The organism is Pseudomonas sp. LTR0, from assembly GCF_036630035.1.
GTDB lineage: Bacteria > Pseudomonadota > Gammaproteobacteria > Pseudomonadales > Pseudomonadaceae > Aquipseudomonas > Aquipseudomonas putida_Y.
In genome coordinates, this window is the sequence record NZ_CP123734.1 from 1,585,359 (window position 1) to 1,607,670 (window position 22,312).

Consider the following 22,312-nt stretch of genomic DNA (forward strand, 5'->3'; position numbering starts at 1 on the left):
TAACCCATGGCTGAAGCAGTCGTCGAAAACGCCCCCGCCAAGGCTGGCTCGCCAGCGGCCAAGCCGCCGCTGTTTGGCATGGCGTTTCTGGAAAATATCTCGCAGATGCCCATGCTGCGCCAGATCGGCCTCTTGGTCGGCCTGGCGGCCAGCGTGGCCATCGGCTTTGCCGTGGTGTTGTGGTCGCAACAACCCGATTACCGTCCGTTGTACGGCAGCCTGTCGGGCATGGACACCAAGCAGGTCATGGACACCCTGGCCGCTGCTGACATCCCCTATAACGTGGAGCCCAACTCGGGGGCCCTGCTGGTCAAGGCCGACGACCTCTCCCGTGCGCGCCTGAAACTGGCAGCCGCCGGCGTGGCGCCGAGCGACGGCAATGTCGGCTTCGAGCTGCTCGACAAGGAGCAGGGCCTGGGCACCAGCCAGTTCATGGAAGCCACCCGTTACCGCCGCAGCCTGGAAGGTGAACTGGCCCGTACCGTATCCAGCCTCAACAACGTCAAGGGCGCACGCGTGCACCTGGCCATTCCGAAAAGCTCGGTGTTCGTGCGTGATGAACGCAAGCCCAGCGCCTCGGTACTGGTCGAGCTGTACCCAGGCCGCGCGCTGGAAGCCGGGCAGGTGATGGCGATTGTCAACCTGGTCGCCACCAGCGTGCCGGAACTGGACAAATCCCAGGTCACCGTCGTCGACCAGAAGGGCAACCTGCTGTCCGATCAGATTCAGGATTCCGCGCTGACCCAGGCCGGGAAGCAGTTCGACTACAGCCGCCGGGTGGAAAGCATGCTCACCCAGCGCGTGCACAATATCCTGCAGCCGGTGCTGGGCAACGATCGCTACAAGGCTGAAGTGTCCGCCGACCTTGACTTCAGCGCGGTCGAGTCCACCTCCGAACAGTTCAATCCCGACCAGCCGGCGTTGCGCAGCGAGCAGTCGGTTGACGAGCAACGTGCCAGCAGCCAAGGTCCGCAAGGCGTGCCTGGCGCACTGAGCAACCAGCCGCCAGGCGCCGCTTCGGCACCGCAGACCACCGGTGGCGCGGCTACCCCGGCTGCTGCCATTCAGCCTGGCCAGCCGCTGGTGGATGCCAATGGCCAGCAGATCATGGACCCGGCCACCGGCCAGCCGATGCTCGCGCCATACCCGTCAGATAAACGTCAGCAAAGCACCAAGAACTTCGAGCTGGACCGTTCCATCAGCCACACTCGCCAGCAGCAGGGGCGCATGACCCGCCTGTCGGTAGCGGTGGTGGTGGACGACCAGGTCAAGATCGACCCGGCCACTGGCGATGCCACTCGAGCGCCATGGGGCGCGGAGGACTTGGCGCGCTTTACCCGCCTGGTGCAGGACGCCGTCGGCTTCGATGCCAGCCGTGGCGACAGCGTGACGGTGATCAACGTGCCGTTCGCCGCCGACCGTGGCGAGGAAATCGCCGACATCGCCTTCTACCAGCAGCCGTGGTTCTGGGATATCGTCAAGCAGGTGCTGGGCGTGGTGTTCATCCTGGTGCTGGTGTTCGGTGTGCTGCGACCGGTGCTGAACAACATTACCGGGGGCGGCAAGCAGGCTGCCCCGGACAGCGACATGGAGCTGGGCGGCATGATGGGTCTGGATGGCGAACTGGCCAACGACCGCGTCAGTCTGGGTGGCCCGACAAGCATTCTGCTGCCTAGCCCGAGCGAGGGTTACGAGGCACAGCTCAACGCAATCAAAGGCCTGGTGGCCGAAGACCCGGGCCGCGTTGCCCAGGTCGTGAAAGAGTGGATCAACGCCGATGAGTGATAACCGAGCCGTTACCGCCAAGCTGAGCCGCGTCGACAAGGCGGCGATCCTCCTGCTTTCGCTGGGCGAGACCGACGCCGCCCAGGTGCTGCGGCACATGGGGCCCAAAGAAGTGCAACGGGTGGGTGTGGCCATGGCGCAGATGGGCAATGTGCACCGTGACCAGGTCGAACAGGTGATGAGCGAGTTCGTCGAAATCGTCGGCGACCAGACCAGCCTGGGCGTGGGCTCCGATGCCTATATCCGCAAGATGCTCAACCAGGCCCTGGGCGAGGACAAGGCCAACGGCCTGGTCGACCGCATCCTGCTCGGTGGCAACACCAGCGGCCTGGACAGCCTCAAGTGGATGGAGCCGCGCGCCGTTGCCGACGTGATCCGCTACGAGCACCCGCAGATCCAGGCCATCGTCGTCGCCTACCTCGACCCCGACCAGGCCGGTGAAGTGCTGAGCAATTTCGACCACAAGGTGCGCCTTGACATCGTCTTGCGCGTGTCATCGCTGAACACCGTGCAGCCGGCGGCGCTGAAGGAGCTGAACCAGATCCTCGAGAAGCAGTTCTCGGGCAACTCCAATGCCGCGCGCACCACCTTGGGTGGTATCAAGCGTGCTGCCGACATCATGAACTTCCTCGACAGCTCGGTGGAAGGTGCACTGATGGACGCGATCCGCGAAATCGACAGCGACCTGTCGGAGCAGATCGAAGACTTGATGTTCGTCTTCAACAACCTGGCCGATGTCGACGACCGGGGCATCCAGGCGCTGTTGCGCGAAGTGTCCTCCGACGTGTTGGTGGTGTCGCTCAAGGGCGCCGACGAGCGGGTCAAGGACAAGATCTTCAAGAACATGTCCAAACGTGCTTCGGAGCTGCTGCGCGACGACCTGGAGGCCAAAGGGCCGGTACGGGTCAGCGACGTGGAAACCGCGCAGAAAGAAATCCTCACCATTGCCCGGCGTATGGCCGAGGCCGGCGAGATCGTCCTCGGCGGCAAGGGCGCCGAGGAAATGATCTGATCTTATAACGGCGGCAAGCCCGCCGTTGACCCTGTGGGAGCGGGCTGGCCCGCGAAGCAGGCGCTGCGGTGGATGGCACGGGCTTTGCCCGTGTTCGCGGGCAAGCCCGTTCCCACAGCGTGCACGTCAGTTCAATCTTATTGAGCGAGTGTGCGTTGGCTGAACATGGATTGAGTACCTGAAAACATGTCCACCAAAGAACACCACCCCAGCGACCTGATCCGCGCCCGCGACCTCGAGGGCGTGGACGTCTGGACGCTGCCAAGCTTCGACCCGGAACCCGAGCCAGAGCCCGAGCCAGAGGCGGAGCCCGAGGTCATCGCGGAAGAAGTCGAGGAAGTGCCGCTGGAAGAAGTCCAGCCACTGACTCTGGAAGAGCTCGAGGCCATCCGGCAGGAGGCCTACAACGAGGGCTTCGCCACCGGTGAGCGCGAGGGCTTCCACAGCACCCAGCTCAAGGTTCGCCAGGAGGCCGAAGAGGCCCTGAAGGCCAAGCTGGACAGCCTCGAACTGCTGATGGCCAACCTGATGGAGCCGATCGCCGAGCAGGACACGCAGATCGAGAAAAGCCTGGTGCACCTGGTGGCGCACATGGCTCGCCAGGTGATTGGCCGCGAGCTGCGCAACGATTCCAGTCAGATCACTCAGGTGCTGCGCGAAGCGCTCAAGCTGCTGCCCATGGGCGCGGACAATATCCGCATCCACCTCAACCCGCAGGATTTCGAGCTGGCCAAGGCCCTGCGCGAACGCCATGAGGAGAACTGGCGGCTGCTGGAAGACAGCGCATTGCTGCCGGGTGGTTGCCGCATCGAGACGGCCCACAGCCGTATCGATGCCACCATGGAAACGCGTATTGAAAAAGCGGTGGCGCAGTTGTTCGACCAGTTGCACGACCATTCCCTGCACCCGGCGGCGCCAGACATGGCGATAGACCTGGGCGCGCCGGTCGAGCGTGCCGTGGACAACCCCGATGCACCTTGAACGCACCAGCTTCGGCAAGCGCCTGGGCACCTACGCCGAGGCCATCGCGCTGCCGTCCCAGCCCATCGTCGAAGGCCGCTTGCTGCGTATGGTCGGCCTCACCCTGGAAGCCGAAGGCCTGCGCGCTGCAGTGGGCAGCCGCTGCCTGGTGATCAACGATGACAGTTATCACCCGGTGCAGGTTGAGGCCGAAGTCATGGGCTTTGCCGGGCCCAAGGTGTTTCTGATGCCGGTGGGCAGCATCGTCGGTATTGCTCCGGGGGCACGCGTAGTTCCGCTGGATGACAGCGGCCGCTTGCCGATGGGCATGAGCATGCTGGGCCGGGTGCTCGACGGCGCCGGCCGTGCGCTGGATGGCAAGGGCGGGATGAAGGCCGAGGACTGGGTGCCGATGGATGGTCCGGTGATCAACCCGCTCAACCGCGACCCTATCAGCAAGCCGTTGGATGTGGGCATTCGCAGTATCAACGGCCTGCTTACCGTCGGCCGTGGCCAGCGGCTAGGCCTGTTTGCCGGTACCGGGGTGGGTAAATCGGTGCTGCTGGGCATGATGACCCGCTTCACCGAAGCCGAAATCATCGTGGTCGGTCTGATCGGTGAGCGGGGGCGCGAGGTGAAGGAGTTCATTGAGCACATCCTCGGTGAAGAGGGCCTCAAGCGCTCGGTGGTGGTGGCGTCGCCGGCAGACGACGCGCCGCTGATGCGCCTGCGTGCCGCCATGTATTGCACTCGCATTGCCGAGTACTTCCGCGACAAAGGCAAGAATGTGCTCTTGCTGATGGACTCCTTGACCCGCTTCGCCCAGGCTCAGCGGGAGATTGCCCTGGCCATCGGCGAGCCGCCAGCCACCCGGGGCTACCCGCCATCGGTGTTTGCCAAACTGCCCAAACTGGTGGAGCGGGCAGGCAATGGCGAACCCGGCGGTGGTTCGATCACTGCGTTCTATACCGTGTTGTCCGAAGGCGACGACCAGCAAGACCCGATCGCCGACTCGGCGCGGGGCGTGCTCGACGGCCACTTTGTGCTGTCGCGTCGGTTGGCTGAGGAGGGCCATTACCCGGCCATCGACATCGAAGCCTCGATCAGCCGGGTCATGCCCCAAGTGGTCGATGCCGACCACTTGCGCCAGGCGCAGAAGTTCAAGCAACTGTGGTCGCGTCTGTCACAAAGCCGCGACCTGATCAGCGTGGGTGCCTATGTGGCCGGCGGTGATCCGGAGACCGACCTGGCCATTGCGTTGCAATCGAAGCTGGTTGAGTTCCTGCGTCAGGGCCTGCGCGAGGACGTGGGCATGGCGCAGAGCCGCGAGCAGCTGGGGGCGATTTTCACGCCCCCGGCAGGTTGATAAGCCATGGCGCAGCCCGGACGTGCCGCGCGCCTGGCGCCGGTGGTGGACATGGCAGAAGAGGCCGAGCGCAAGGCAGCTCAGCGTCTTGGCCATTTTCAGCAGCAGGTGGCCACGGCCCAGGCCAAGCTGGCCGAGCTGGAGCGCTTTCGCGAGGATTACCAGCTGCAGTGGATCAACCGCGGCGGGCAAGGGGTCAATGGTAGCTGGCTGGTCAATTACCAGCGTTTTCTCGGGCAGCTGGAAACGGCCATGACCCAGCAGCGTCAGAGCCTGGTCTGGCACCAGAACAACCTCAATAATGCACGTGGTACCTGGCAGCAGGCCTATGCCCGGGTGGAGGGTTTGCGCAAGCTGGTGCAGCGCTACCAGGACGAGGCCCGGCGTGCTGAAGACAAGCGTGAGCAGCACTTGCTGGATGAGCTGTCGCAGCGTTTGCCGCGGCAGGGCCATTTGTAGGTGTTTGACGTAGCGTTTGCCGCGGCAAGAGCCATTTGTAGGTGTTTGACGTAGCGTTTGCCGCGGCAAGAGCCATTTGTAAGTGTTTGTCGCAGGTCTTGCAGTGTCTGTGAGATCGAGCGCCGCCCGTGCGGCGCATCGCGAGCTGCGCTCGCTCCTACGTTTGTTTCGGGCCAGTCACGCCTGTTGCAGGCGCGCGCGACCGCCTTGTTTGTACGACGTGATAATGCGCCATGCGCCAAGGCGTTCGCGCGCAAATCCCATAGGAATAACTGGCCCGAAACAAATGTAGGAGCGAGCGCAGCTCGCGATGCGCCGCGCGGGCGGCGCTCGATCTCATGAGCACCGCAGGCCCCATGCTGAACACTTGCCACCCCTACCATCGCCTGCTAAACCTTAAACAGTTGCATCCGCCATCATCGAAGGAATCGCTAGCATGGCAGTCGAGACTGATTTTTCGCAGGACGGGAAAAAGCTGACCATCAAGATCAAAGGGCGCTTCGATTTCGGCAAGCACCAAGAGTTCCGCGACGCCTACGAGCGCCAGCCCAAGCGGCCGGATTCGGTCGTCGTCGACCTGAAGGACACCACCTACCTCGACAGCTCTGCGCTTGGCATGCTGCTGTTGCTGCGCGACCACGCGGGCGGTGACGAGTCGGATGTGCGGGTAGTGCATGCCAGCTCCGACGTGCGCAAGATTCTCGCCATCTCCAATTTCGAAAAACTCTTCGATATCAGTAGTTGAGCGCCGACATGCCGGCCGAACAGGCGCTGACCGTGCTGGTCGCCGAAGACAGTGCTGTCGATCGCCTTCTGCTTGCGCAGATCGTGCGCCGCCAGGGTCATCAGGTATTCACCGCAGAGAACGGCGAGCAAGCGGTAGCGCTGTTCATCGAGCGGCGCCCTCAGCTGGTGCTGCTGGACGCCCTGATGCCGGTCATGGATGGCTTCGAGGCGGCGCGGCAGATCAAGGCATTGGCTGGCGAAGCGCTGGTGCCGATCATTTTCCTGACGTCGCTGAATGAAGAAGAAGGCCTGGTGCGTTGCCTTGAGGCGGGTGGCGATGATTTCATGGCCAAGCCCTACAGCGCGGTTATCCTCGCTGCCAAGATTCGCGCCATGGACCGTCTGCGCCGGTTGCAGGCTACCGTGTTGGCGCAGCGCGATCAGATCACACGGCATCACCATCATCTGCTTAACGAGCAGCGGGTGGCCAAGGCGGTGTTCGACAAAGTGGCCCACTCTGGATGCCTTTCTGCGCCCAACATTCGCTACCTGCAATCGCCTTACGCGCTGTTCAATGGCGACCTGATGCTGGCGGCATTTACCCCGGCCGGCGACATGCGTGTGCTGCTCGGCGATTTCACCGGTCACGGCCTGCCGGCAGCGGTCGGCGCCATGCCGATGGCTGAGGTGTTCTACGGCATGACCGCCAAGGGCTGCAGCATGACGCAGATCCTGCGCGAGATGAATGCCAAGCTCAAGCGCATCCTGCCGGTAGACATGTTCTGCTGTGCGCTGCTGCTCAACCTCAGCATGCAGCGCGGCTTGGTGGAGGTCTGGAATGGCGGCATGCCCGATGGCTATCGCCTGTCGGTGGATGGCCAGGTGCTGTCGGCACTGAGTTCGCGGCACCTGCCGCTGGGCATCCTGGCCGCTGAGCGTTTCGATGACAGCACTGAGGTGTTGCCGCTGGCACCGGGCGAGCGCCTGTTGCTGCTGTCAGACGGTGTGCTCGATACCGCCGACGAACACGAACGCCTGTTTGGCGTGCATCGCCTGCGTGCCGTGCTGGCCGAAAACCGCGACCCTGTGCAGTTGTTCGATGAACTGATGTTGGCCCTGGAACGTTTTGGTGGGCAGCCACGAGATGACATCAGCTTGTGCGATATTCGCATGTTCACTGCCGATGAGCGGGTGCCGGCACCGATGATCTACTCTGACAGTGGCCGCTCCAGCCCGCTGGACTGGTCGCTGGGCTTCGAGGTGCGCGGCGAAAGCCTGAAGCGCTTCAACCCTGTGCCGTACCTGGTGCAGTTGTTGCAGGAAATTCACAGCCTGCGCGCGCGTATCGGCAACCTGCACAGTGTGCTTAGCGAGTTGTATTCCAATGCGCTGGAGCATGGTGTGCTGGGCCTGGACTCACAGCTCAAGCGCGATGTGCAAGGCTTTACCGACTACTATCAGGAGCGCGCCCGGCGCCTGGGCTCGCTGACCGAAGGCTTTGTAAGCATTGATTTCAAGGTTGAACCGCATGACGGCGGTGGGCGCCTGATAATTGAGGTGCGCGACAGCGGTGCCGGCTTCGACGTGCAGCGGGTACTTGCGCGGCCTTCGCTGGGTCAGGGGCTGAGCGGTCGCGGTCTGAATCTGGTTCGGCAGCTGGCCAGTGAGGTGCGCTGGAGTGAGGGCGGGCGTTGCGCGCATGTGGAGTTCGTATGGTGAGCCACTGGTTGGCTCGGGCATAATCTGGCTTGATCAAGGAGTGAACAAGTGACTGACATGCATATTGACCACAAGGTACTCAGTGACCTGCGTGAGGTCATGGAAGATGGCTACCTGCAGTTGGTGCAGACTTTTCTCGATGACTCAGAACGGCGTCTTGGGCAGTTGCACGCGGCCAAAAGCGCCGAGGAGCTTGGTGCAGCGGCTCACAGTTTCAAGGGTAGCAGCAGCAACATGGGCGCTGTGGCCTTGGCCAGCCTGTGTCAGCAACTCGAAGAGCGCGCGCGGCGGCCCCCTTTGTACGGTATTGAAGACTTGATCAGCCGCATCGACATGGAATTCGTCGTGGTGCAGCACTTTTACCGTGGTGAGCAGCAGCGTATTTCCGCAGGCTGATAGGCGAGTTGGCGCGAGTCTTGCCTGTCTCTGCCAGGATGATTTCTGTTTCTGGCGCGGAGACCGCTCGATGCCTGTCGCACCCAACCCTTTGTTGCAAGCCAATGCCATTGCCAAAACCTCGCGTTCGGCCACCGTGCAGGCGGACAAACCGCTTCAGGCGCTGGGCGACAAGGGCGATGCTTTTGGCCAGATGATGGCCAGGCAGGGTCGCGACAAGGTTGCCGGGCAGGATGACAAGGGCGTTCAGGCCAAGCCCAAGGACAAGCCTGATGCGGCAACGGGCGGCAAGAAAGACCCGGCTGGCAACGCTGCAGTTGCCGAGGACGGCAAAAAGTTGCCAGAGGATGATTCGGCCCAGGCCGATACGAGTGTGCATGATGCCAGCCTGGTGGCCGGTCAGGTCACTGATGCCCAGCCCGGCGCGCAACTGATCCAGGCGCAGGCCGAGGCGGTGGCGCCAGTGCTGCAGGCGGCCACGGCGCAAACCCAGGTTGCCGCCGCACTGCCTGAAGAGGCATCTGCCGAGGAGGCCTTCGACCCGGATGCCGACCCCCTGGCCAACCTGCCGACCTTGCGCCTGGCGCTGGAGCACAGTGCCCAGGCCAAGGGTGGCACCTCGGCTCATGCCCTTGATGCTGCCCAGGCTCAGGGCGAGGATGGGCGGGCAGCCGTCAATACCTTGGCGAATCTGGTCGAGAATACCGAGGGCGAAAGCGCCGAATCCGGTGACAAGGCCTTTGGCGCCTTGCTTGAAGACGGCCTGAAGGACACCAAGAGCGCCAGCAGCGACACCCGGATCGATGATTTTGCCAACCGCCTGGCCAGCCTGACCCAGGCGGCCACCGCCAAGACCGCCAACGCCGTCCCGGCCAATGCGAGTCCGCTACACCAGCCATTGCCAATGAACCAGAATGCTTGGGCCGAGGGCCTGGTCAACCGGGTCATGTACTTGTCCAGCCAGAACCTCAAGTCGGCTGATATCCAGCTGGAGCCGGCAGAGCTCGGTCGCCTCGACATTCGCGTCAATGTTGCGGCGGACCAGGCTACCCAGGTCACCTTCATCAGCGGCCACGCCGGCGTACGTGATGCCCTCGACAGCCAGTTGCACCGCCTGCGAGAACTGTTTGCCCAGCAGGGACTGGCGCAGCCGGATGTCAACGTGGCTGACCAGTCGCGCGGGCAGCAACAGCAGCAGCAGGGGCAGGCGCAGGGCAGCAGCCTGTCCGGAGTGGCGGCGCGCCGTGCCGAGCAGGGCGGAACCGAGGCGGTCGATAGCACCCGGCCTTTGGAGCAGCAGGTGGTTGTCGGCGACAGTGCGGTCGATTATTACGCCTGATGTCTGGTGCATGGCGTTGTTTTTGGGGGGGCAGTGAGATCGAGCGCCGCCCGCGCGGCGCATCGCGAGCTGCGCTCGCTCCTACGTTTGTTTCGGGCCAATTATTCCTATGGGATTTGCGCGCGAACGCCTTGGCGTAGGCCGAGATATCACGTCGTATCAACAAGGCGGTCGCGCGCGCCTGTCACAGGCAGGACTGGCCCGAAACAAACGTAGGAGCGAGCGCAGCTCGCGATGCCCCGCGCGGGCGGCGCTCGATCTCGCAAGCGTAAAATCCCTCAAGCCAAATTCTGGCATAACACTTGCTCAAGCCAAGCCATCCTCCCTTGAACCCCCGATGGACGACGGATTATTGGCATGGCGAAGAGCGAAGCAGTCAAAGACCCCGCCACTAAAGGCAAACTCAAACTGATCCTGCTGGCCGTCGTAGGCCTGTTGCTGGCGATCGGCCTTTCGGTGGGCGCTACCTGGTTCATCATGCACAAGAGCGAGCCGGCTCCTGCTACCGAGGCAGCGGCCAGCAACGTCAAGCCAGCGGCGATCTACGAAGCGCTGACCCCGGCCTTCGTGGTCAACTTCAACCAGAACGGCCGTCAGCGCTACATGCAGTTGAGCATCACCCTGCAGGCGCGTAACCAGGCCGACCTGGATGCGCTCAAGGTGCACATGCCGGTGATCCGCAACAACCTGGTGATGATGTTCTCCGGGCAAGGGTTCGACACCCTTGCCAGCAGCCCGGTAGGGCAGGAGATGTTGCGCCAGAAGGCCACCGCGGTGGTCCAGGAAGTGGCGCAGAAGGAAGTCGGCAAGCCGGTCGTTGACCAGTTGCTGTTCACCAATTTCGTATTGCAGTAGGAGTCCGCAATGGCCGTACAGGACCTGCTGTCCCAGGATGAAATTGATGCCCTGTTGCACGGCGTCGACGACGGTCTGGTGCAGACCGAGAGTGCATCCGAGCCTGGCAGCATCAAAAGCTACGACCTGACCAGCCAGGATCGGATCGTACGGGGTCGCATGCCGACCCTGGAAATGATCAACGAGCGCTTCGCCCGCTACACCCGTATCAGCATGTTCAACCTGCTACGCCGCTCCGCAGACGTGGCCGTGGGTGGCGTGCAGGTAATGAAGTTTGGCGAATACGTGCATTCGCTGTACGTGCCAACCAGCCTCAACCTGGTCAAGATCAAGCCGCTACGCGGCACCTCGCTGTTCATCCTTGACGCCAAGCTGGTGTTCAAGCTGGTGGACAACTTCTTTGGGGGCGATGGCCGCCACGCCAAGATCGAGGGGCGTGAGTTCACCCCGACCGAACTGCGCGTGGTGCGCATGGTGCTGGACCAGTGTTTCGTCGACCTCAAGGAAGCCTGGCAGGCGATCATGCCGGTCACCTTCGAGTACATGAACTCCGAGGTCAACCCGGCCATGGCCAACATTGTCGGCCCCAGCGAGGCGGTGGTGGTGTCCACCTTCCACATCGAACTGGACGGCGGTGGCGGCGATCTGCACGTGACCATGCCGTACTCGATGATCGAGCCGGTGCGGGAAATGCTCGATGCCGGTTTCCAGTCGGACCTGGACGACCAGGACGAGCGCTGGGTCAAGGCCCTGCGCGAGGACGTGCTTGACGTGGCCGTGCCAATGAGCGCAACGGTCGCCCGGCGCCAGCTGAAGCTGCGCGACATCTTGCACATGCAGCCGGGTGACGTGATCCCGGTCGAGCTGCCCGAGCACCTGGTGCTGCGCGCTAACGGGGTGCCCGCGTTCAAGGCGCGGCTGGGCTCGCACAAGGGCAACCTTGCCCTGCAGATCATCGACCCGATCGAACGCCGCTGACGGTGTGCCGGTCGCTTACAACGAATTGAATGCCTGTCGAGGAAATCATGGCTAACGAAAACGAGATCACCTCCCCAGAGGACCAGGCACTGGCCGATGAGTGGGCCGCAGCGTTGGAAGAAACCGGTTCAGCCGGGCAGGCCGACATCGATGCACTGCTGGGCGGGGACACCGGCAGCAGCGGCCCTGGCCGCCTGCCGATGGAAGAATTCGCCAGCTCGCCCAAGCCGAACGAAAATGTCAGCCTCGAAGGCCCGAACCTGGACGTGATCCTGGACATCCCGGTGAACATTTCCATGGAGGTGGGCAGCACCGAGATCAACATCCGCAACCTGCTGCAGCTCAACCAAGGCTCGGTGATCGAGCTCGACCGCCTGGCCGGCGAGCCGCTCGACGTGCTGGTCAACGGCACGCTGATCGCCCATGGCGAAGTGGTTGTGGTCAACGAAAAGTTTGGCATCCGCCTGACCGACGTGATCAGCCCCAGCGAACGTATCAAGAAGCTGCGCTGAGTGAAGGGCACGATGCGCGCCATCGCCGCAGTTGCGGCGCTGTTCGCCAGCCACGTCTGCATGGCCGCGGCCACGCCAGCGGCCACCCCGGCGGCTCAACCTGGCAGTCTCGGCGGGCAGCTGGCGCAGATGGTCCTGGGCCTGCTGCTGGTGGTGGGCCTGATCTTCTTCCTGGCCTGGCTGCTGCGGCGCCTGCAGAGCACCGCAGTGAAGGGTGGGCAGGTGATCGAGATCGTCGGCAGCCGTGCCATCGGCCCGCGTGACCGCCTGCTGCTGGTGCAGGTGGGCAAGGAGCAGATCCTGATCGGCCATACCCCCGGCAGTATCGAGGCGCTGCACGTACTGGCCGAACCCGTGGAAGTGCCGGCAAGCGTCCGTCAGGCGACGCCGGAGTTTGCCCAGCGGCTGATGGAGCTGATGGGCAAGGACCCTAAGGACAACAAGTGATGAGCGGCGCGCTGCGTACGTTGTTGACTCTGGCGCTGCTGCTGGCAGCGCCGCTGGCCCTGGCGGCCGACCCGCTGTCGATTCCGGCCATTACCCTGTCCAACACCCCGGACGGGCAGCAGGAATATTCGGTCAGCCTGCAAATCCTGCTGATCATGACCGCGCTGAGCTTCATCCCGGCGTTCGTCATCCTGATGACCAGCTTTACCCGCATCATCATCGTGTTCTCGATCCTGCGCCAGGCCCTGGGCCTGCAGCAGACACCGTCCAACCAGCTGTTGACCGGCATGGCGCTGTTCCTGACCATGTTCATCATGGCCCCGGTGTTCGATCGGGTGAACCAGGACGCGTTGCAGCCGTACCTGAAGGAGCAGATGACTGCCCAGCAGGCTATCGACAAGGCCCAGGGGCCGCTCAAGGACTTCATGCTGGCGCAAACCCGGCAAAGCGACCTTGACCTGTTCATGCGCTTGTCCAAGCGTACCGACATCGCTGGCCCCGACCAGGTGCCGCTGACCATCCTGGTGCCGGCGTTCGTCACCTCCGAGCTGAAGACCGCGTTCCAGATCGGTTTCATGATCTTTATCCCGTTCCTGATCATCGACATGGTCGTGGCCAGTGTGCTGATGGCCATGGGTATGATGATGCTGTCGCCGCTGATCATCTCGCTGCCGTTCAAGATCATGCTGTTCGTGCTGGTGGATGGTTGGGCGCTGATCATGGGCACCCTGGCCAGCAGTTTCGGCGGCGTCTGACGCCGTCAAGGAGAGCCGCCGATGACACCTGAAGTCGCTGTCGACCTGTTTCGTGATGCGTTATGGCTGACCACCCTGATGGTCGCCATACTGGTAGTGCCGAGCCTGCTGGTGGGTTTGGTGGTGGCGATGTTCCAGGCCGCCACGCAGATCAACGAACAGACGCTGAGCTTTTTGCCGCGCCTGCTGGTGATGCTGGTCACACTGATCGTCGCCGGGCCGTGGCTGGTGCAGAAGTTCATGGAGTACTTCGTCAGTCTCTACACCAGCATCCCGCAGTTGATCGGTTGACGCGCCGATGCTGGAGCTGACCGATACGCAGATCGGCACCTGGGTCGCCACCTTCATCTTGCCGTTGTTCCGGGTGACGGCGGTGCTGATGACTATGCCGATCTTTGGCACCCGCATGCTGCCGGCGCGGGTGCGATTGTATGTGGCGGTGGCTATCACCGTGGTGATCGTCCCGGCTCTGCCACCCTTGCCCGAGTTCGACCCATTGAGCCTGCGCGGCCTGCTGCTGTGTGCCGAGCAGGTCATCGTCGGGGCCTTGTTCGGATTGTCATTGCAGTTGTTGTTCCAGGCTTTCGTGATCGCTGGCCAGGTCGTCGCGGTGCAGATGGGCATGGCGTTCGCATCGATGGTCGACCCGGCCAACGGCGTCAACGTCGCGGTTATCAGTCAGTTCATGACCATGTTGGTAAGCGTGCTGTTCCTGCTGATGAACGGCCATCTGGTAGCGTTCGAGGTGCTGACCGAAAGCTTCACCACCTTGCCGGTGGGCAATGCGTTGGTGGTCAATCAGTTCTGGGAGCTGGCGGGGCGCCTCGGCTGGGTGTTCGGTGCCGGTCTCCTGCTGATCCTGCCGGCAATTGCCGCACTGCTGGTGGTGAATATCGCCTTTGGCGTAATGACGCGTGCCGCGCCGCAGCTGAACATTTTCTCCATTGGTTTTCCGCTGACCCTGGTCATGGGCATGTTCATTTTTTGGGTCGGGCTTGCCGATATACTTTCCCATTACCAGGCATTGGCCAGCGAAGCGCTGCAATGGCTGCGTGAACTGGCGAGGGCGCGCTGAACATGGCGGAAAGCGAAAGCGGTCAGGACAAGACAGAGGAGCCCACCGACAAGCGCAAGCGCGATGCTCGCGAGAAAGGCGAGATCGCGCGTTCCAAGGAGCTGAACACGGTGGCGGTGACCTTGGCCGGTGCCGGTGGCCTGTTGGCGTTTGGCGGCCACCTGGCCGAGACGCTGCTGGCGATCATGCGCATGAACTTCAGCCTGACCCGCGACTTCATCGTCGATGAGCGCGCCATGGGGGCTTTCCTGCTGGCCTCGGGCAAGATGGCCATCTGGGCGGTGCAGCCGATATTGATCCTGTTGTTCGTGATTTCCTTCGTCGCGCCGATAGTCCTGGGCGGTTTCCTGTTTTCCGGCAGCCTGCTGCAGCCCAAATTCAGCCGCATGAATCCCTTGTCGGGGATCAAGCGCATGTTCTCGATGAATGCCCTGACCGAACTCTTGAAAGCATTCGCGAAATTTCTCGTGATTCTGGTCGTGGCGGTAGTGGTGCTGGTCAATGATCGTCAGGCGCTTCTCGCCATCGCCAATGAGCCGTTGGAGCAGGCGATCATCCATAGCCTGCAGGTGGTGGGCTGGAGTGCGTTGTGGATGTCGGCCGGGCTGCTGTTGATTGCGGCGGCCGACGTGCCGTTCCAGTTGTGGCAGGCGCACAACAAGCTGAAGATGACCAAGCAGGAGGTGCGTGACGAGTACAAGGACACCGAAGGTAAACCCGAGGTCAAGCAGCGTATCCGCCAACTGCAGCGCGAGGTTTCGCAGCGGCGCATGATGGCGGCGGTGCCGGATGCCGACGTGATCATCACCAACCCGACGCATTATGCGGTGGCTTTGCAGTACGACCCGGAGAAGGGTGGGGTGGCCCCACTGTTGCTGGCCAAGGGGACTGACTTCATTGCCTTGAAGATCCGCGAGATTGGCGTGGAGCACAAGATCCAGATCCTCGAATCGCCAGCGCTGGCGCGGGCGATTTATTACTCCACCGAAATTGAGCAGGAAATCCCTGCTGGCTTGTACCTGGCGGTGGCCCAGGTGTTGGCGTATGTGTTCCAGATTCGGCAGTACCGGGCTGGCAAGGGCAAGCGGCCAGAGCCGCTGAAGGACGACCTGCCGATCCCGCCGGATTTGCGGCGTGACAGTTGATGTGTTCGGCGTAGGTTTTTTGGTGCCGGTGAGATAGAGCGCCGCCCGCGCGGCGCATCGCGAGCTGCGCTCGCTCCTACGTTTGTTTCAGGCCAGTCATGCCTGTGACAGGCGCGCGCGACCGCCTTGTTGGTACGACGTAATATCTCGGCATACGCCAAGGCGTTCGCGCGCGAATCCCACAGAAATAATTGGCCCGAAACAAACGTAGGAGCGAGCGCAGTTCGCGATGCGCCGCGCGGGCGGCGCTCTATCTCACCGACACCAAAAAACCACGGCGAACGCCCAAACCAAAAAGTTGGAAGGCTTCTTGCAGAGCCACGCCCAGGCGCCCCCTGGGCGTCAAAGTTTTGCATCAAGAGGACTCGCGGTGGATCGCACTCAGTTAATCAGCAACGCCCGTAACAACCTGGCCGGGCTCGGCCGGGGCAACCTGGGTGTGCCGCTGTTGCTGCTGGTGATGTTGGCAATGATGATGTTGCCGATACCGCCGTTCCTGCTCGACGTGTTCTTCACCTTCAACATCGCCCTGTCGATCGTGGTGCTGCTGGTGTGTGTATACGCCCTGCGCCCGCTCGACTTTGCCGCGTTCCCCACCATCCTGCTGGTGGCCACTTTGTTGCGCCTGGCCCTGAACGTGGCGTCCACCCGTGTGGTCATGCTGCATGGCCAGGAGGGCCACGGCGCTGCCGGTAAAGTGATCCAGGCCTTCGGTGAGGTGGTGATCGGCGGCAACTACGTGGTCGGTGCCGTCGTGTTCGCCATCCTCATGATCATCAACTTCGTGGTGGTGACCAAGGGGGCCGGGCGTATCTCGGAAGTGAGTGCGCGTTTCACCCTTGACGCCATGCCCGGCAAGCAGATGGCCATCGACGCCGACCTCAATGCCGGCCTGATCGATCAGGCCCAGGCCAAGCACCGCCGTGCCGAGGTGGCGCAGGAGGCCGAGTTCTACGGTTCGATGGACGGTGCCAGCAAGTTCGTGCGCGGTGATGCCATCGCCGGCTTGCTGATCCTGTTCATCAACCTGATCGGCGGCATATTGATCGGCATGATGCAGCACGGCATGAGTTTCACGGAGGCCGGCAAGGTGTACGCCTTGCTGACCATCGGTGACGGTTTGGTGGCGCAATTGCCATCACTGCTGCTGTCCACCGCCGCCGCGATCATGGTCACCCGCGCGTCGGGCTCCGAGGACATGGGCAAGCTGATCAATCGGCAGATGTTCGATTCGCCCAAGGCCCTGGCAGTGTCTGGCGGGTTGATGATTGTCATGGGGCTGGTGCCGGGCATGCCGCACGTGGCGTTCCTCAGCCTCGGCCTGCTGGCCGGTGGGGGCGCCTACCTGGTGTGGAAGAAACAGCAGCAGGCCAAGGTCAAAGCCCTGGAAGAGGCGCAGCGCCAGCAGGACCTGCTGCCCTCGCCACAACGCGCGCTGGAAACCAAGGAACTGGGTTGGGATGACGTCACCCCCATCGACATGATCGGCCTGGAGGTTGGCTATCGGCTGATCCCGCTGGTCGATCGCAACCAAGGCGGCCAGCTGCTGGCGCGGATCAAGGGCGTGCGCAAGAAGCTGTCGCAGGACCTGGGCTTCCTGATGCCCACCGTGCACATTCGTGACAACCTCGACCTGCAACCCAGCGCCTATCGCCTGACCCTGATGGGGGTGATTCTGGCCGAGGCGGAGATCTATCCGGACCGCGAACTGGCAATCAACCCGGGGCAGGTGTTCGGCACCCTGAACGGTATTGCCGCGCGCGATCCGGCGTTTGGCCTGGAGGCGGTGTGGATCGATGTTGGCCAGCGTTCCCAGGCGCAGTCGCTGGGCTACACCGTGGTCGATGCCAGCACCGTGGTGGCCACCCACCTCAACCAGATCCTGCAGAAACATTGCCACGAGCTGATCGGTCACGAAGAGGTTCAGCAACTGCTGCAAGTACTTGCCAAGGCATCGCCTAAACTTGCAGAAGAGCTGGTGCCGGGTGTCATTTCCTTGTCGGGGCTGCTCAAGGTGCTGCAAGCACTGTTGTCTGAACAGGTGCCAGTGCGCGATATTCGCAGTATTGCCGAGGCCATCGCGAACAACGCCGGCAAGAGTCAAGATACCGCCGCACTGGTGGCGGCAGTGCGCGTCGGATTGTGTCGTGCCATCGTGCAAAGCATTGTCGGCGTTGAGTCGGAGCTGCCAGTGATTACCCTGGAGCCAAGGTTGGAACAGATTTTGCTGAATAGTCTGCAAAGGGCCGGGCAGGGTCAGGAAGATGGTGTTCTTCTGGAACCTAGCATGGCCGAGAAGCTGCAACGTTCGCTGATCGAGGCGGCCCAGCGCCAGGAAATGCAGGGTCAGCCGGCCATCCTTTTGGTCGCCGGCCCGATACGCGCCATGTTGTCGCGTTTCGGTCGCCTGGCTGTACCGAATTTGCATGTTCTGGCGTATCAGGAAATACCTGACAACAAGCAAGTCACCATCGTTGCCACCGTGGGCCCTAACGGCTGAGGTAGGGGATAATGCAAGTTAAGCGATTTTTCGCCGCCGATATGCGTCAGGCCATGAAGCTGGTCCGTGACGAGCTGGGCGCCGATGCCGCGATCATTGGCAACCGTCGCATTGCCGGTGGTGTCGAACTGACGGCCGCGCTGGACTACAAGCTGTCCGCCCTGGCCCCGCGTGTGCCCAACGCCGAGCTGGAAGAAGAACTGCGCAAGACCCATACGCGCATTGCCAGTGCCCAGGCCGAGCTGGACCACCGTCAGGACAGCAGCGACAACAACCGTCAATTGTTCGCCGGGCAATCTTTGACCGCTGCCGAACCGTTGATCGAGCCGCAGGTCGAGGCTCCCGAGGCTGCTGCCGCACCGGCTGCTGCACCGGTTGATCCGCGCCTGTTCGATGCCATGCGTTCCGAGCTGTCGGGCCTGCGCGAGTTGCTGGAAGTGCAACTCGGTTCGCTGGCCTGGAATCAGCTGCAGGGCAGCAAGCCGCAGCAGGCCAACATTTGGCGCCGCCTGCAACGCATCGGCCTGTCGGGGCCGATCGCCCGCGAGCTGCTGGACCTGACCGCCGAGATCGAAGAGCCGCGCCAGGCCTGGCGCATGCTGCTGGCTCACTTGGCGCGGATGATCGAAATACCTGAAATCGAGCCGATCGAAGAGGGCGGCGTGATCGCCGTGGTCGGCCCGGCGGGTATGGGCAAGACCACCACCCTGGCCAAGCTGGCCGCGCGCTACGTGCTCAAGTACGGCGCGCAGAATCTGGCGCTGGTGAGCATGGACAGCTTCCGTATCGGCGCCCAGGAGCAGCTCAAGACCCTGGGCCGCATCCTCAACGTGCCGGTGACGTACGTCGACCCGGGCCAGTCGCTGGCAGCAGCGCTGGAGCCTCTGCTGCGCAAGCGCGTGGTGCTGATCGATACTGCCGGCCTGCAGGCCAGCGACCCTGCGCTGCGCATGCAACTGGAAACCTTGGCCGGGCGTGGCATTGCCGCGAAGAACTATCTGGTGCTGGCCACCACCAGCCAGAAGCAGGTGCTGACCGCCGCCTACCACAGCTACAAACGCTGTGGCCTGGCCGGCTGCATCCTGACCAAGCTCGATGAAACCGCAAGCCTTGGCGATGTGTTGAGTCTTGCCATCAGTCATGAACTGCCAGTGGCCTATCTTACCGATGGGCCACGCATTCCTGACGACTTGCACTTGCCGCGGGGCCACCAGTTGGTTTCGCGCGCGGTGAATGTGCAGCAGCAGGACGAGCCCAGCGAAGAGGCCATGGCCGACATGTTCGCTGATCTCTATCACAACCCACGGCGAGCGGGTTGACCATGAAGCGTGTGCAAAGTAGCTATGCCAAGGGGCACGCAGAATTGCCCTACGTGTGGCCTGAGTCCCAGCGAGACAAGGTAAAGAACAGACATGGGTAGCATGCATCCCGTACAGGTGATCGCCGTGACCGGCGGCAAAGGTGGCGTCGGCAAGACTAACGTTTCAGTGAACTTGTCCCTGGCGCTGGCCGAGCTTGGCCGCAGGGTCATGCTGCTGGACGCCGACCTGGGCCTGGCTAATGTCGACGTGTTGCTGGGCCTTGCCCCCAAACGTACTCTCGCCGATGTCATTGAAGGGCGTTGCGAACTGCGTGACGTGATGCTGCAGGGCCCTGGCGGTGTGCGCATCGTGCCGGCAGCCTCGGGCACCCAGAGCATGGTGCACCTGGCCCCAGCCCAGCACGCCGGGCTGATCCAGGCGTTCAGCGAGATCGGCGACAACCTCGATGTGTTGGTGATCGATACCGCTGCGGGTATCGGTGACTCGGTGGTCAGCTTCGTTCGCGCCGCCCAGGAAGTGCTGTTGGTGGTGTGTGATGAACCTACCTCGATTACCGATGCCTACGCGTTGATCAAGCTGCTCAATCGTGACTACGGCATGAACCGTTTCCGTGTGTTGGCCAACATGGCGCAGAGCCCGCAGGAAGGGCGCAACCTGTTTGCCAAGCTGACCAAGGTCACCGACCGCTTCCTTGACGTTGCCCTGCAGTACGTGGGTGCCGTGCCATACGACGAGTGCGTGCGCAAGGCGGTACAGAAGCAGCGTGCCGTCTACGAAGCCTTCCCTCGCTCCAAGTGTGCGCTGGCTTTCAAGGCGATTGCCCAGAAGGTCGATAGCTGGCCGCTACCGGCCAACCCGCGCGGCCATCTGGAGTTCTTTGTCGAGCGCTTGGTGCAACCCACCAGCGCGGGACCCGTGCTATGAACGCCAGCGGTTTCAAGATGTACAGCCGGGCGTCGAAGGACGCCCAGTACGAGCTGATCGAACGCTACGCCCCGCTGGTCAAGCGCATCGCCTACCACCTGCTGGCGCGCTTGCCGGCCAATGTGCAGGTCGAAGACCTGATCCAGGCCGGCATGATCGGGCTGCTGGAAGTGGCTAACAAATACGACGCCAGCAAGGGCGCCAGCTTTGAAACCTATGCTGGCATCCGCATCCGCGGGGCCATGCTGGACGAAGTGCGCAAAGGTGACTGGGCGCCGCGTTCGGTACACCGAAACACCCGTATGGTCAGTGACGCGATGCGTGCGGTTGAAGCCAGAACAGGCCGTGACGCTAAAGATCATGAAGTTGCTGCCGAACTCCAATTGAGTCTCGATGATTACTACGGGATCTTGAACGATACCCTGGGCAGCCGCCTGTTCAGCTTCGACGACCTGTTGCAGGACGGTGAGCACGAAGGGCTGCATGAGGATGGCGCCAGTGGCCAGGTCGAACCTGCGCGGGGGCTGGAAGAGGACCGCTTCCAGGCTGCCCTGACCGAGGCTATCGCCAACCTGCCGGAGCGTGAGCGCCTGGTGCTGGCGCTGTACTACGACGAAGAGCTGAATCTCAAGGAAATCGGTGAGGTGCTTGGTGTCAGCGAGTCGCGGGTCAGCCAGTTGCACAGCCAGTGTGCCGCGCGCCTGCGTAGCCGCCTGGGGGAATGGCGGGCGCGTTGAGCCCGCTGTCGTTGCAGTCGTTTTCCACGTTGTACCGAATTGAATGAGTGCGTGCTCGGTAGGCCGAGCGCGTTTGAGACTGCTTGGAGGTCTAATTGGACAAGAACATGAAAATCCTCATCGTTGACGACTTTTCGACGATGCGGCGGATCATCAAGAACCTGTTGCGTGACCTGGGTTTCACCAACACCGAGGAAGCCGATGACGGCACCACGGCGTTGCCAATGCTGGAGAACGGTCACTACGACTTCCTGGTAACCGACTGGAACATGCCGGGCATGTCCGGCATCGACCTGCTGCGTAAAGTGCGTGCCAGTGACAAGCTGAAAAGCATGCCGGTACTGATGGTGACTGCTGAAGCCAAGCGCGACCAGATCATTGAAGCGGCCCAGGCCGGCGTCAATGGTTATGTGGTCAAGCCGTTCACCGCTCAGGTGCTCAAAGAGAAGATCGAGAAGATCTTCGAACGCGTCAACGGCTGAGTCACGTTACGGGGGGCGCGTCATGGATTCATCACAAACGTCTTTGGGCGAGTTCGAATCGACCCTGAAGAAGCATGCCCAGGAGTTGGTCGAAAGCCTGGAACGGGGCCGTTTCGGCGAGGCGGTGCAGCTGATTCACGAGCTGAACCAGACCCGCGACCGCGGCCTGTATCAGGAAGTCGGCAAGCTGACTCGCGAGCTGCACAGTGCCATCGTCAGTTTCCAGATCGACCCCACCATGCCGCAGGCAGAAGAGGTGTCGCAGATTACCGACGCCACCGAGCGCCTGTCCTATGTGGTCAAGCTCACCGAGGGCGCGGCCAACCGCACCATGGATCTGGTCGAGGAAAGCACGCCGGTGCTCAATGAACTGGCCAGCGAGGCCAAGGCCCTGAGTACCGACTGGCAGCGTTTCATGCGCCGCGAAGTGGCTGCGCCGGAATTTCGTGATCTGGTCAAGCGAGTCGACAGTTTCCTGACGCACAGCGCCGAGGGTAACCGAAAGGTTGCCGGGCACCTCAATGACATTTTGCTGGCCCAGGACTATCAGGACCTGACCGGCCAGGTGATCAAACGCGTCACCACACTGGTGACCGAGGTGGAGAGCAATCTGCTCAAGCTGGTGCTGATGGCCAGCCAGGTCGACCGCTTTGCCGGTATAAACCATGATCACGATCAATTGCGTGCAGAAAAAGATCGAGAAAAACATCCGACTCGGGGTGAAGGTCCGCAGATTCATGCCGATAAGCGTGAAGACGTCGTGTCCGGTCAGGACGATGTCGATGATCTGCTGTCCAGCCTTGGTTTTTAAGGAGCAC

General features: G+C 62.4%; 23 protein-coding genes. All 23 read left to right on the forward strand.

The genetic code is table 11. The annotated features are described in order from the left end of the window. Positions 1 to 6 precede the first annotated feature (6 nt). On the forward strand, positions 7 to 1,785 hold the full coding sequence (gene fliF / locus QCL51_RS07415; protein WP_053870527.1) for a flagellar basal-body MS-ring/collar protein FliF: 1,779 nt from the start codon (positions 7 to 9) through the stop codon (positions 1,783 to 1,785). Next, complete coding sequence (fliG, locus tag QCL51_RS07420) at positions 1,778 to 2,797, forward strand: flagellar motor switch protein FliG (RefSeq protein WP_013973604.1); 1,020 nt, start codon at positions 1,778 to 1,780, stop codon at positions 2,795 to 2,797. Before fliF ends, fliG begins: the two co-directional genes overlap by 8 nt. A gap of 186 nt (positions 2,798 to 2,983) precedes the next feature. Continuing rightward, positions 2,984 to 3,778 carry a flagellar assembly protein FliH gene (gene fliH / locus QCL51_RS07425; protein WP_021785179.1) on the forward strand — a complete coding sequence of 265 codons (795 nt, stop codon included), beginning with the start codon at positions 2,984 to 2,986 and terminating at the stop codon, positions 3,776 to 3,778. Continuing rightward, positions 3,768 to 5,123 carry a flagellar protein export ATPase FliI gene (fliI, locus tag QCL51_RS07430; protein ID WP_021785180.1) on the forward strand — a complete coding sequence of 452 codons (1,356 nt, stop codon included), beginning with the start codon at positions 3,768 to 3,770 and terminating at the stop codon, positions 5,121 to 5,123. The genes fliH and fliI overlap by 11 nt, the downstream gene beginning before the upstream one ends. Positions 5,124 to 5,129: 6 nt before the next feature. Further along, positions 5,130 to 5,582 (forward strand): flagellar export protein FliJ, encoded by a 453-nt coding sequence (fliJ, locus tag QCL51_RS07435; protein ID WP_338444719.1) that lies wholly within the window; start codon positions 5,130 to 5,132, stop codon positions 5,580 to 5,582. A gap of 436 nt (positions 5,583 to 6,018) precedes the next feature. Beyond that, entirely contained in the window at positions 6,019 to 6,327 is a 309-nt protein-coding gene (locus QCL51_RS07440; RefSeq protein ID WP_021785182.1) for an STAS domain-containing protein, read from the forward strand. Positions 6,328 to 6,335: 8 nt separating this feature from the next. Then, on the forward strand, positions 6,336 to 8,027 hold the full coding sequence (locus QCL51_RS07445; protein WP_338444720.1) for a fused response regulator/phosphatase: 1,692 nt from the start codon (positions 6,336 to 6,338) through the stop codon (positions 8,025 to 8,027). Between the two features lie 48 nt (positions 8,028 to 8,075). Further along, positions 8,076 to 8,423: an Hpt domain-containing protein gene (locus tag QCL51_RS07450; protein ID WP_004577674.1), complete on the forward strand. Its 348-nt coding sequence runs from the start codon at positions 8,076 to 8,078 to the stop codon at positions 8,421 to 8,423. 70 nt (positions 8,424 to 8,493) lie between these two features. Then, positions 8,494 to 9,762, forward strand: coding sequence for a flagellar hook-length control protein FliK (locus QCL51_RS07455; protein WP_274103134.1), 1,269 nt, complete (start codon positions 8,494 to 8,496; stop codon positions 9,760 to 9,762). A gap of 357 nt (positions 9,763 to 10,119) precedes the next feature. Then, positions 10,120 to 10,617, forward strand: a complete 498-nt coding sequence (fliL, locus tag QCL51_RS07460) for a flagellar basal body-associated protein FliL (protein WP_021785185.1) — start codon at positions 10,120 to 10,122, stop codon at positions 10,615 to 10,617. Between the two features lie 9 nt (positions 10,618 to 10,626). After that, positions 10,627 to 11,595: a flagellar motor switch protein FliM gene (fliM, locus tag QCL51_RS07465; RefSeq protein WP_021785186.1), complete on the forward strand. Its 969-nt coding sequence runs from the start codon at positions 10,627 to 10,629 to the stop codon at positions 11,593 to 11,595. A 47-nt stretch (positions 11,596 to 11,642) separates the two neighbouring features. Further along, positions 11,643 to 12,107: a flagellar motor switch protein FliN gene (gene fliN / locus QCL51_RS07470; protein WP_003254417.1), complete on the forward strand. Its 465-nt coding sequence runs from the start codon at positions 11,643 to 11,645 to the stop codon at positions 12,105 to 12,107. Between the two features lie 12 nt (positions 12,108 to 12,119). Next, the gene (gene fliO, locus QCL51_RS07475; protein ID WP_031322757.1) at positions 12,120 to 12,554 is read left to right on the forward strand and encodes a flagellar biosynthetic protein FliO; all 435 of its coding nucleotides are present in this window, start codon (positions 12,120 to 12,122) and stop codon (positions 12,552 to 12,554) included. Continuing rightward, positions 12,554 to 13,309, forward strand: a complete 756-nt coding sequence (gene fliP / locus QCL51_RS07480; RefSeq protein ID WP_003254415.1) for a flagellar type III secretion system pore protein FliP — start codon at positions 12,554 to 12,556, stop codon at positions 13,307 to 13,309. Before fliO ends, fliP begins: the two co-directional genes overlap by 1 nt. A gap of 21 nt (positions 13,310 to 13,330) precedes the next feature. Further along, entirely contained in the window at positions 13,331 to 13,600 is a 270-nt protein-coding gene (gene fliQ / locus QCL51_RS07485; protein WP_021785188.1) for a flagellar biosynthesis protein FliQ, read from the forward strand. Positions 13,601 to 13,607: 7 nt separating this feature from the next. Then, positions 13,608 to 14,384, forward strand: a complete 777-nt coding sequence (fliR, locus tag QCL51_RS07490) for a flagellar biosynthetic protein FliR (protein ID WP_021785189.1) — start codon at positions 13,608 to 13,610, stop codon at positions 14,382 to 14,384. Between the two features lie 2 nt (positions 14,385 to 14,386). After that, the gene (flhB, locus tag QCL51_RS07495; RefSeq protein ID WP_021785190.1) at positions 14,387 to 15,529 is read left to right on the forward strand and encodes a flagellar biosynthesis protein FlhB; all 1,143 of its coding nucleotides are present in this window, start codon (positions 14,387 to 14,389) and stop codon (positions 15,527 to 15,529) included. A 370-nt stretch (positions 15,530 to 15,899) separates the two neighbouring features. After that, positions 15,900 to 18,029 carry a flagellar biosynthesis protein FlhA gene (gene flhA, locus QCL51_RS07500; RefSeq protein ID WP_021785191.1) on the forward strand — a complete coding sequence of 710 codons (2,130 nt, stop codon included), beginning with the start codon at positions 15,900 to 15,902 and terminating at the stop codon, positions 18,027 to 18,029. An 11-nt stretch (positions 18,030 to 18,040) separates the two neighbouring features. Beyond that, entirely contained in the window at positions 18,041 to 19,348 is a 1,308-nt protein-coding gene (flhF, locus tag QCL51_RS07505) for a flagellar biosynthesis protein FlhF (protein ID WP_338444721.1), read from the forward strand. Between the two features lie 93 nt (positions 19,349 to 19,441). Continuing rightward, entirely contained in the window at positions 19,442 to 20,275 is an 834-nt protein-coding gene (gene fleN, locus QCL51_RS07510) for a flagellar synthesis regulator FleN (RefSeq protein ID WP_021785193.1), read from the forward strand. After that, positions 20,272 to 21,012 (forward strand): RNA polymerase sigma factor FliA, encoded by a 741-nt coding sequence (gene fliA, locus QCL51_RS07515; RefSeq protein WP_021785194.1) that lies wholly within the window; start codon positions 20,272 to 20,274, stop codon positions 21,010 to 21,012. The genes fleN and fliA overlap by 4 nt, the downstream gene beginning before the upstream one ends. A 107-nt stretch (positions 21,013 to 21,119) precedes the next feature. After that, positions 21,120 to 21,494: a chemotaxis response regulator CheY gene (locus QCL51_RS07520; protein ID WP_023663319.1), complete on the forward strand. Its 375-nt coding sequence runs from the start codon at positions 21,120 to 21,122 to the stop codon at positions 21,492 to 21,494. Positions 21,495 to 21,516: 22 nt separating this feature from the next. Continuing rightward, a complete protein-coding gene (locus QCL51_RS07525) occupies positions 21,517 to 22,305 on the forward strand; it encodes a protein phosphatase CheZ (RefSeq protein ID WP_021785196.1) in 789 nt (262 codons plus the stop codon). The last annotated feature ends 7 nt before the right edge of the window (positions 22,306 to 22,312 follow it).

Excerpts from the sequence above, each read along its gene's own strand:
- fliF (WP_053870527.1), top strand. The coding sequence starts at position 7 with ATGGCTGAAGCAGTCGTCGAAAACGCCCCCGCCAAGGCTGGCTCGCCA.
- fliG (WP_013973604.1), top strand. The coding sequence starts at position 1,778 with ATGAGTGATAACCGAGCCGTTACCGCCAAGCTGAGCCGCGTCGACAAG.
- fliH (WP_021785179.1), top strand. The coding sequence starts at position 2,984 with ATGTCCACCAAAGAACACCACCCCAGCGACCTGATCCGCGCCCGCGAC.
- fliI (WP_021785180.1), top strand. The coding sequence starts at position 3,768 with ATGCACCTTGAACGCACCAGCTTCGGCAAGCGCCTGGGCACCTACGCC.
- fliJ (WP_338444719.1), top strand. The coding sequence starts at position 5,130 with ATGGCGCAGCCCGGACGTGCCGCGCGCCTGGCGCCGGTGGTGGACATG.
- QCL51_RS07440 (WP_021785182.1), top strand. The coding sequence starts at position 6,019 with ATGGCAGTCGAGACTGATTTTTCGCAGGACGGGAAAAAGCTGACCATC.
- QCL51_RS07445 (WP_338444720.1), top strand. The coding sequence starts at position 6,336 with ATGCCGGCCGAACAGGCGCTGACCGTGCTGGTCGCCGAAGACAGTGCT.
- QCL51_RS07455 (WP_274103134.1), top strand. The coding sequence starts at position 8,494 with ATGCCTGTCGCACCCAACCCTTTGTTGCAAGCCAATGCCATTGCCAAA.
- fliL (WP_021785185.1), top strand. The coding sequence starts at position 10,120 with ATGGCGAAGAGCGAAGCAGTCAAAGACCCCGCCACTAAAGGCAAACTC.
- fliM (WP_021785186.1), top strand. The coding sequence starts at position 10,627 with ATGGCCGTACAGGACCTGCTGTCCCAGGATGAAATTGATGCCCTGTTG.
- fliN (WP_003254417.1), top strand. The coding sequence starts at position 11,643 with ATGGCTAACGAAAACGAGATCACCTCCCCAGAGGACCAGGCACTGGCC.
- fliO (WP_031322757.1), top strand. The coding sequence starts at position 12,120 with ATGCGCGCCATCGCCGCAGTTGCGGCGCTGTTCGCCAGCCACGTCTGC.
- fliP (WP_003254415.1), top strand. The coding sequence starts at position 12,554 with ATGAGCGGCGCGCTGCGTACGTTGTTGACTCTGGCGCTGCTGCTGGCA.
- fliQ (WP_021785188.1), top strand. The coding sequence starts at position 13,331 with ATGACACCTGAAGTCGCTGTCGACCTGTTTCGTGATGCGTTATGGCTG.
- fliR (WP_021785189.1), top strand. The coding sequence starts at position 13,608 with ATGCTGGAGCTGACCGATACGCAGATCGGCACCTGGGTCGCCACCTTC.
- flhB (WP_021785190.1), top strand. The coding sequence starts at position 14,387 with ATGGCGGAAAGCGAAAGCGGTCAGGACAAGACAGAGGAGCCCACCGAC.
- flhF (WP_338444721.1), top strand. The coding sequence starts at position 18,041 with ATGCAAGTTAAGCGATTTTTCGCCGCCGATATGCGTCAGGCCATGAAG.
- fleN (WP_021785193.1), top strand. The coding sequence starts at position 19,442 with ATGGGTAGCATGCATCCCGTACAGGTGATCGCCGTGACCGGCGGCAAA.
- fliA (WP_021785194.1), top strand. The coding sequence starts at position 20,272 with ATGAACGCCAGCGGTTTCAAGATGTACAGCCGGGCGTCGAAGGACGCC.
- QCL51_RS07520 (WP_023663319.1), top strand. The coding sequence starts at position 21,120 with ATGAAAATCCTCATCGTTGACGACTTTTCGACGATGCGGCGGATCATC.
- QCL51_RS07525 (WP_021785196.1), top strand. The coding sequence starts at position 21,517 with ATGGATTCATCACAAACGTCTTTGGGCGAGTTCGAATCGACCCTGAAG.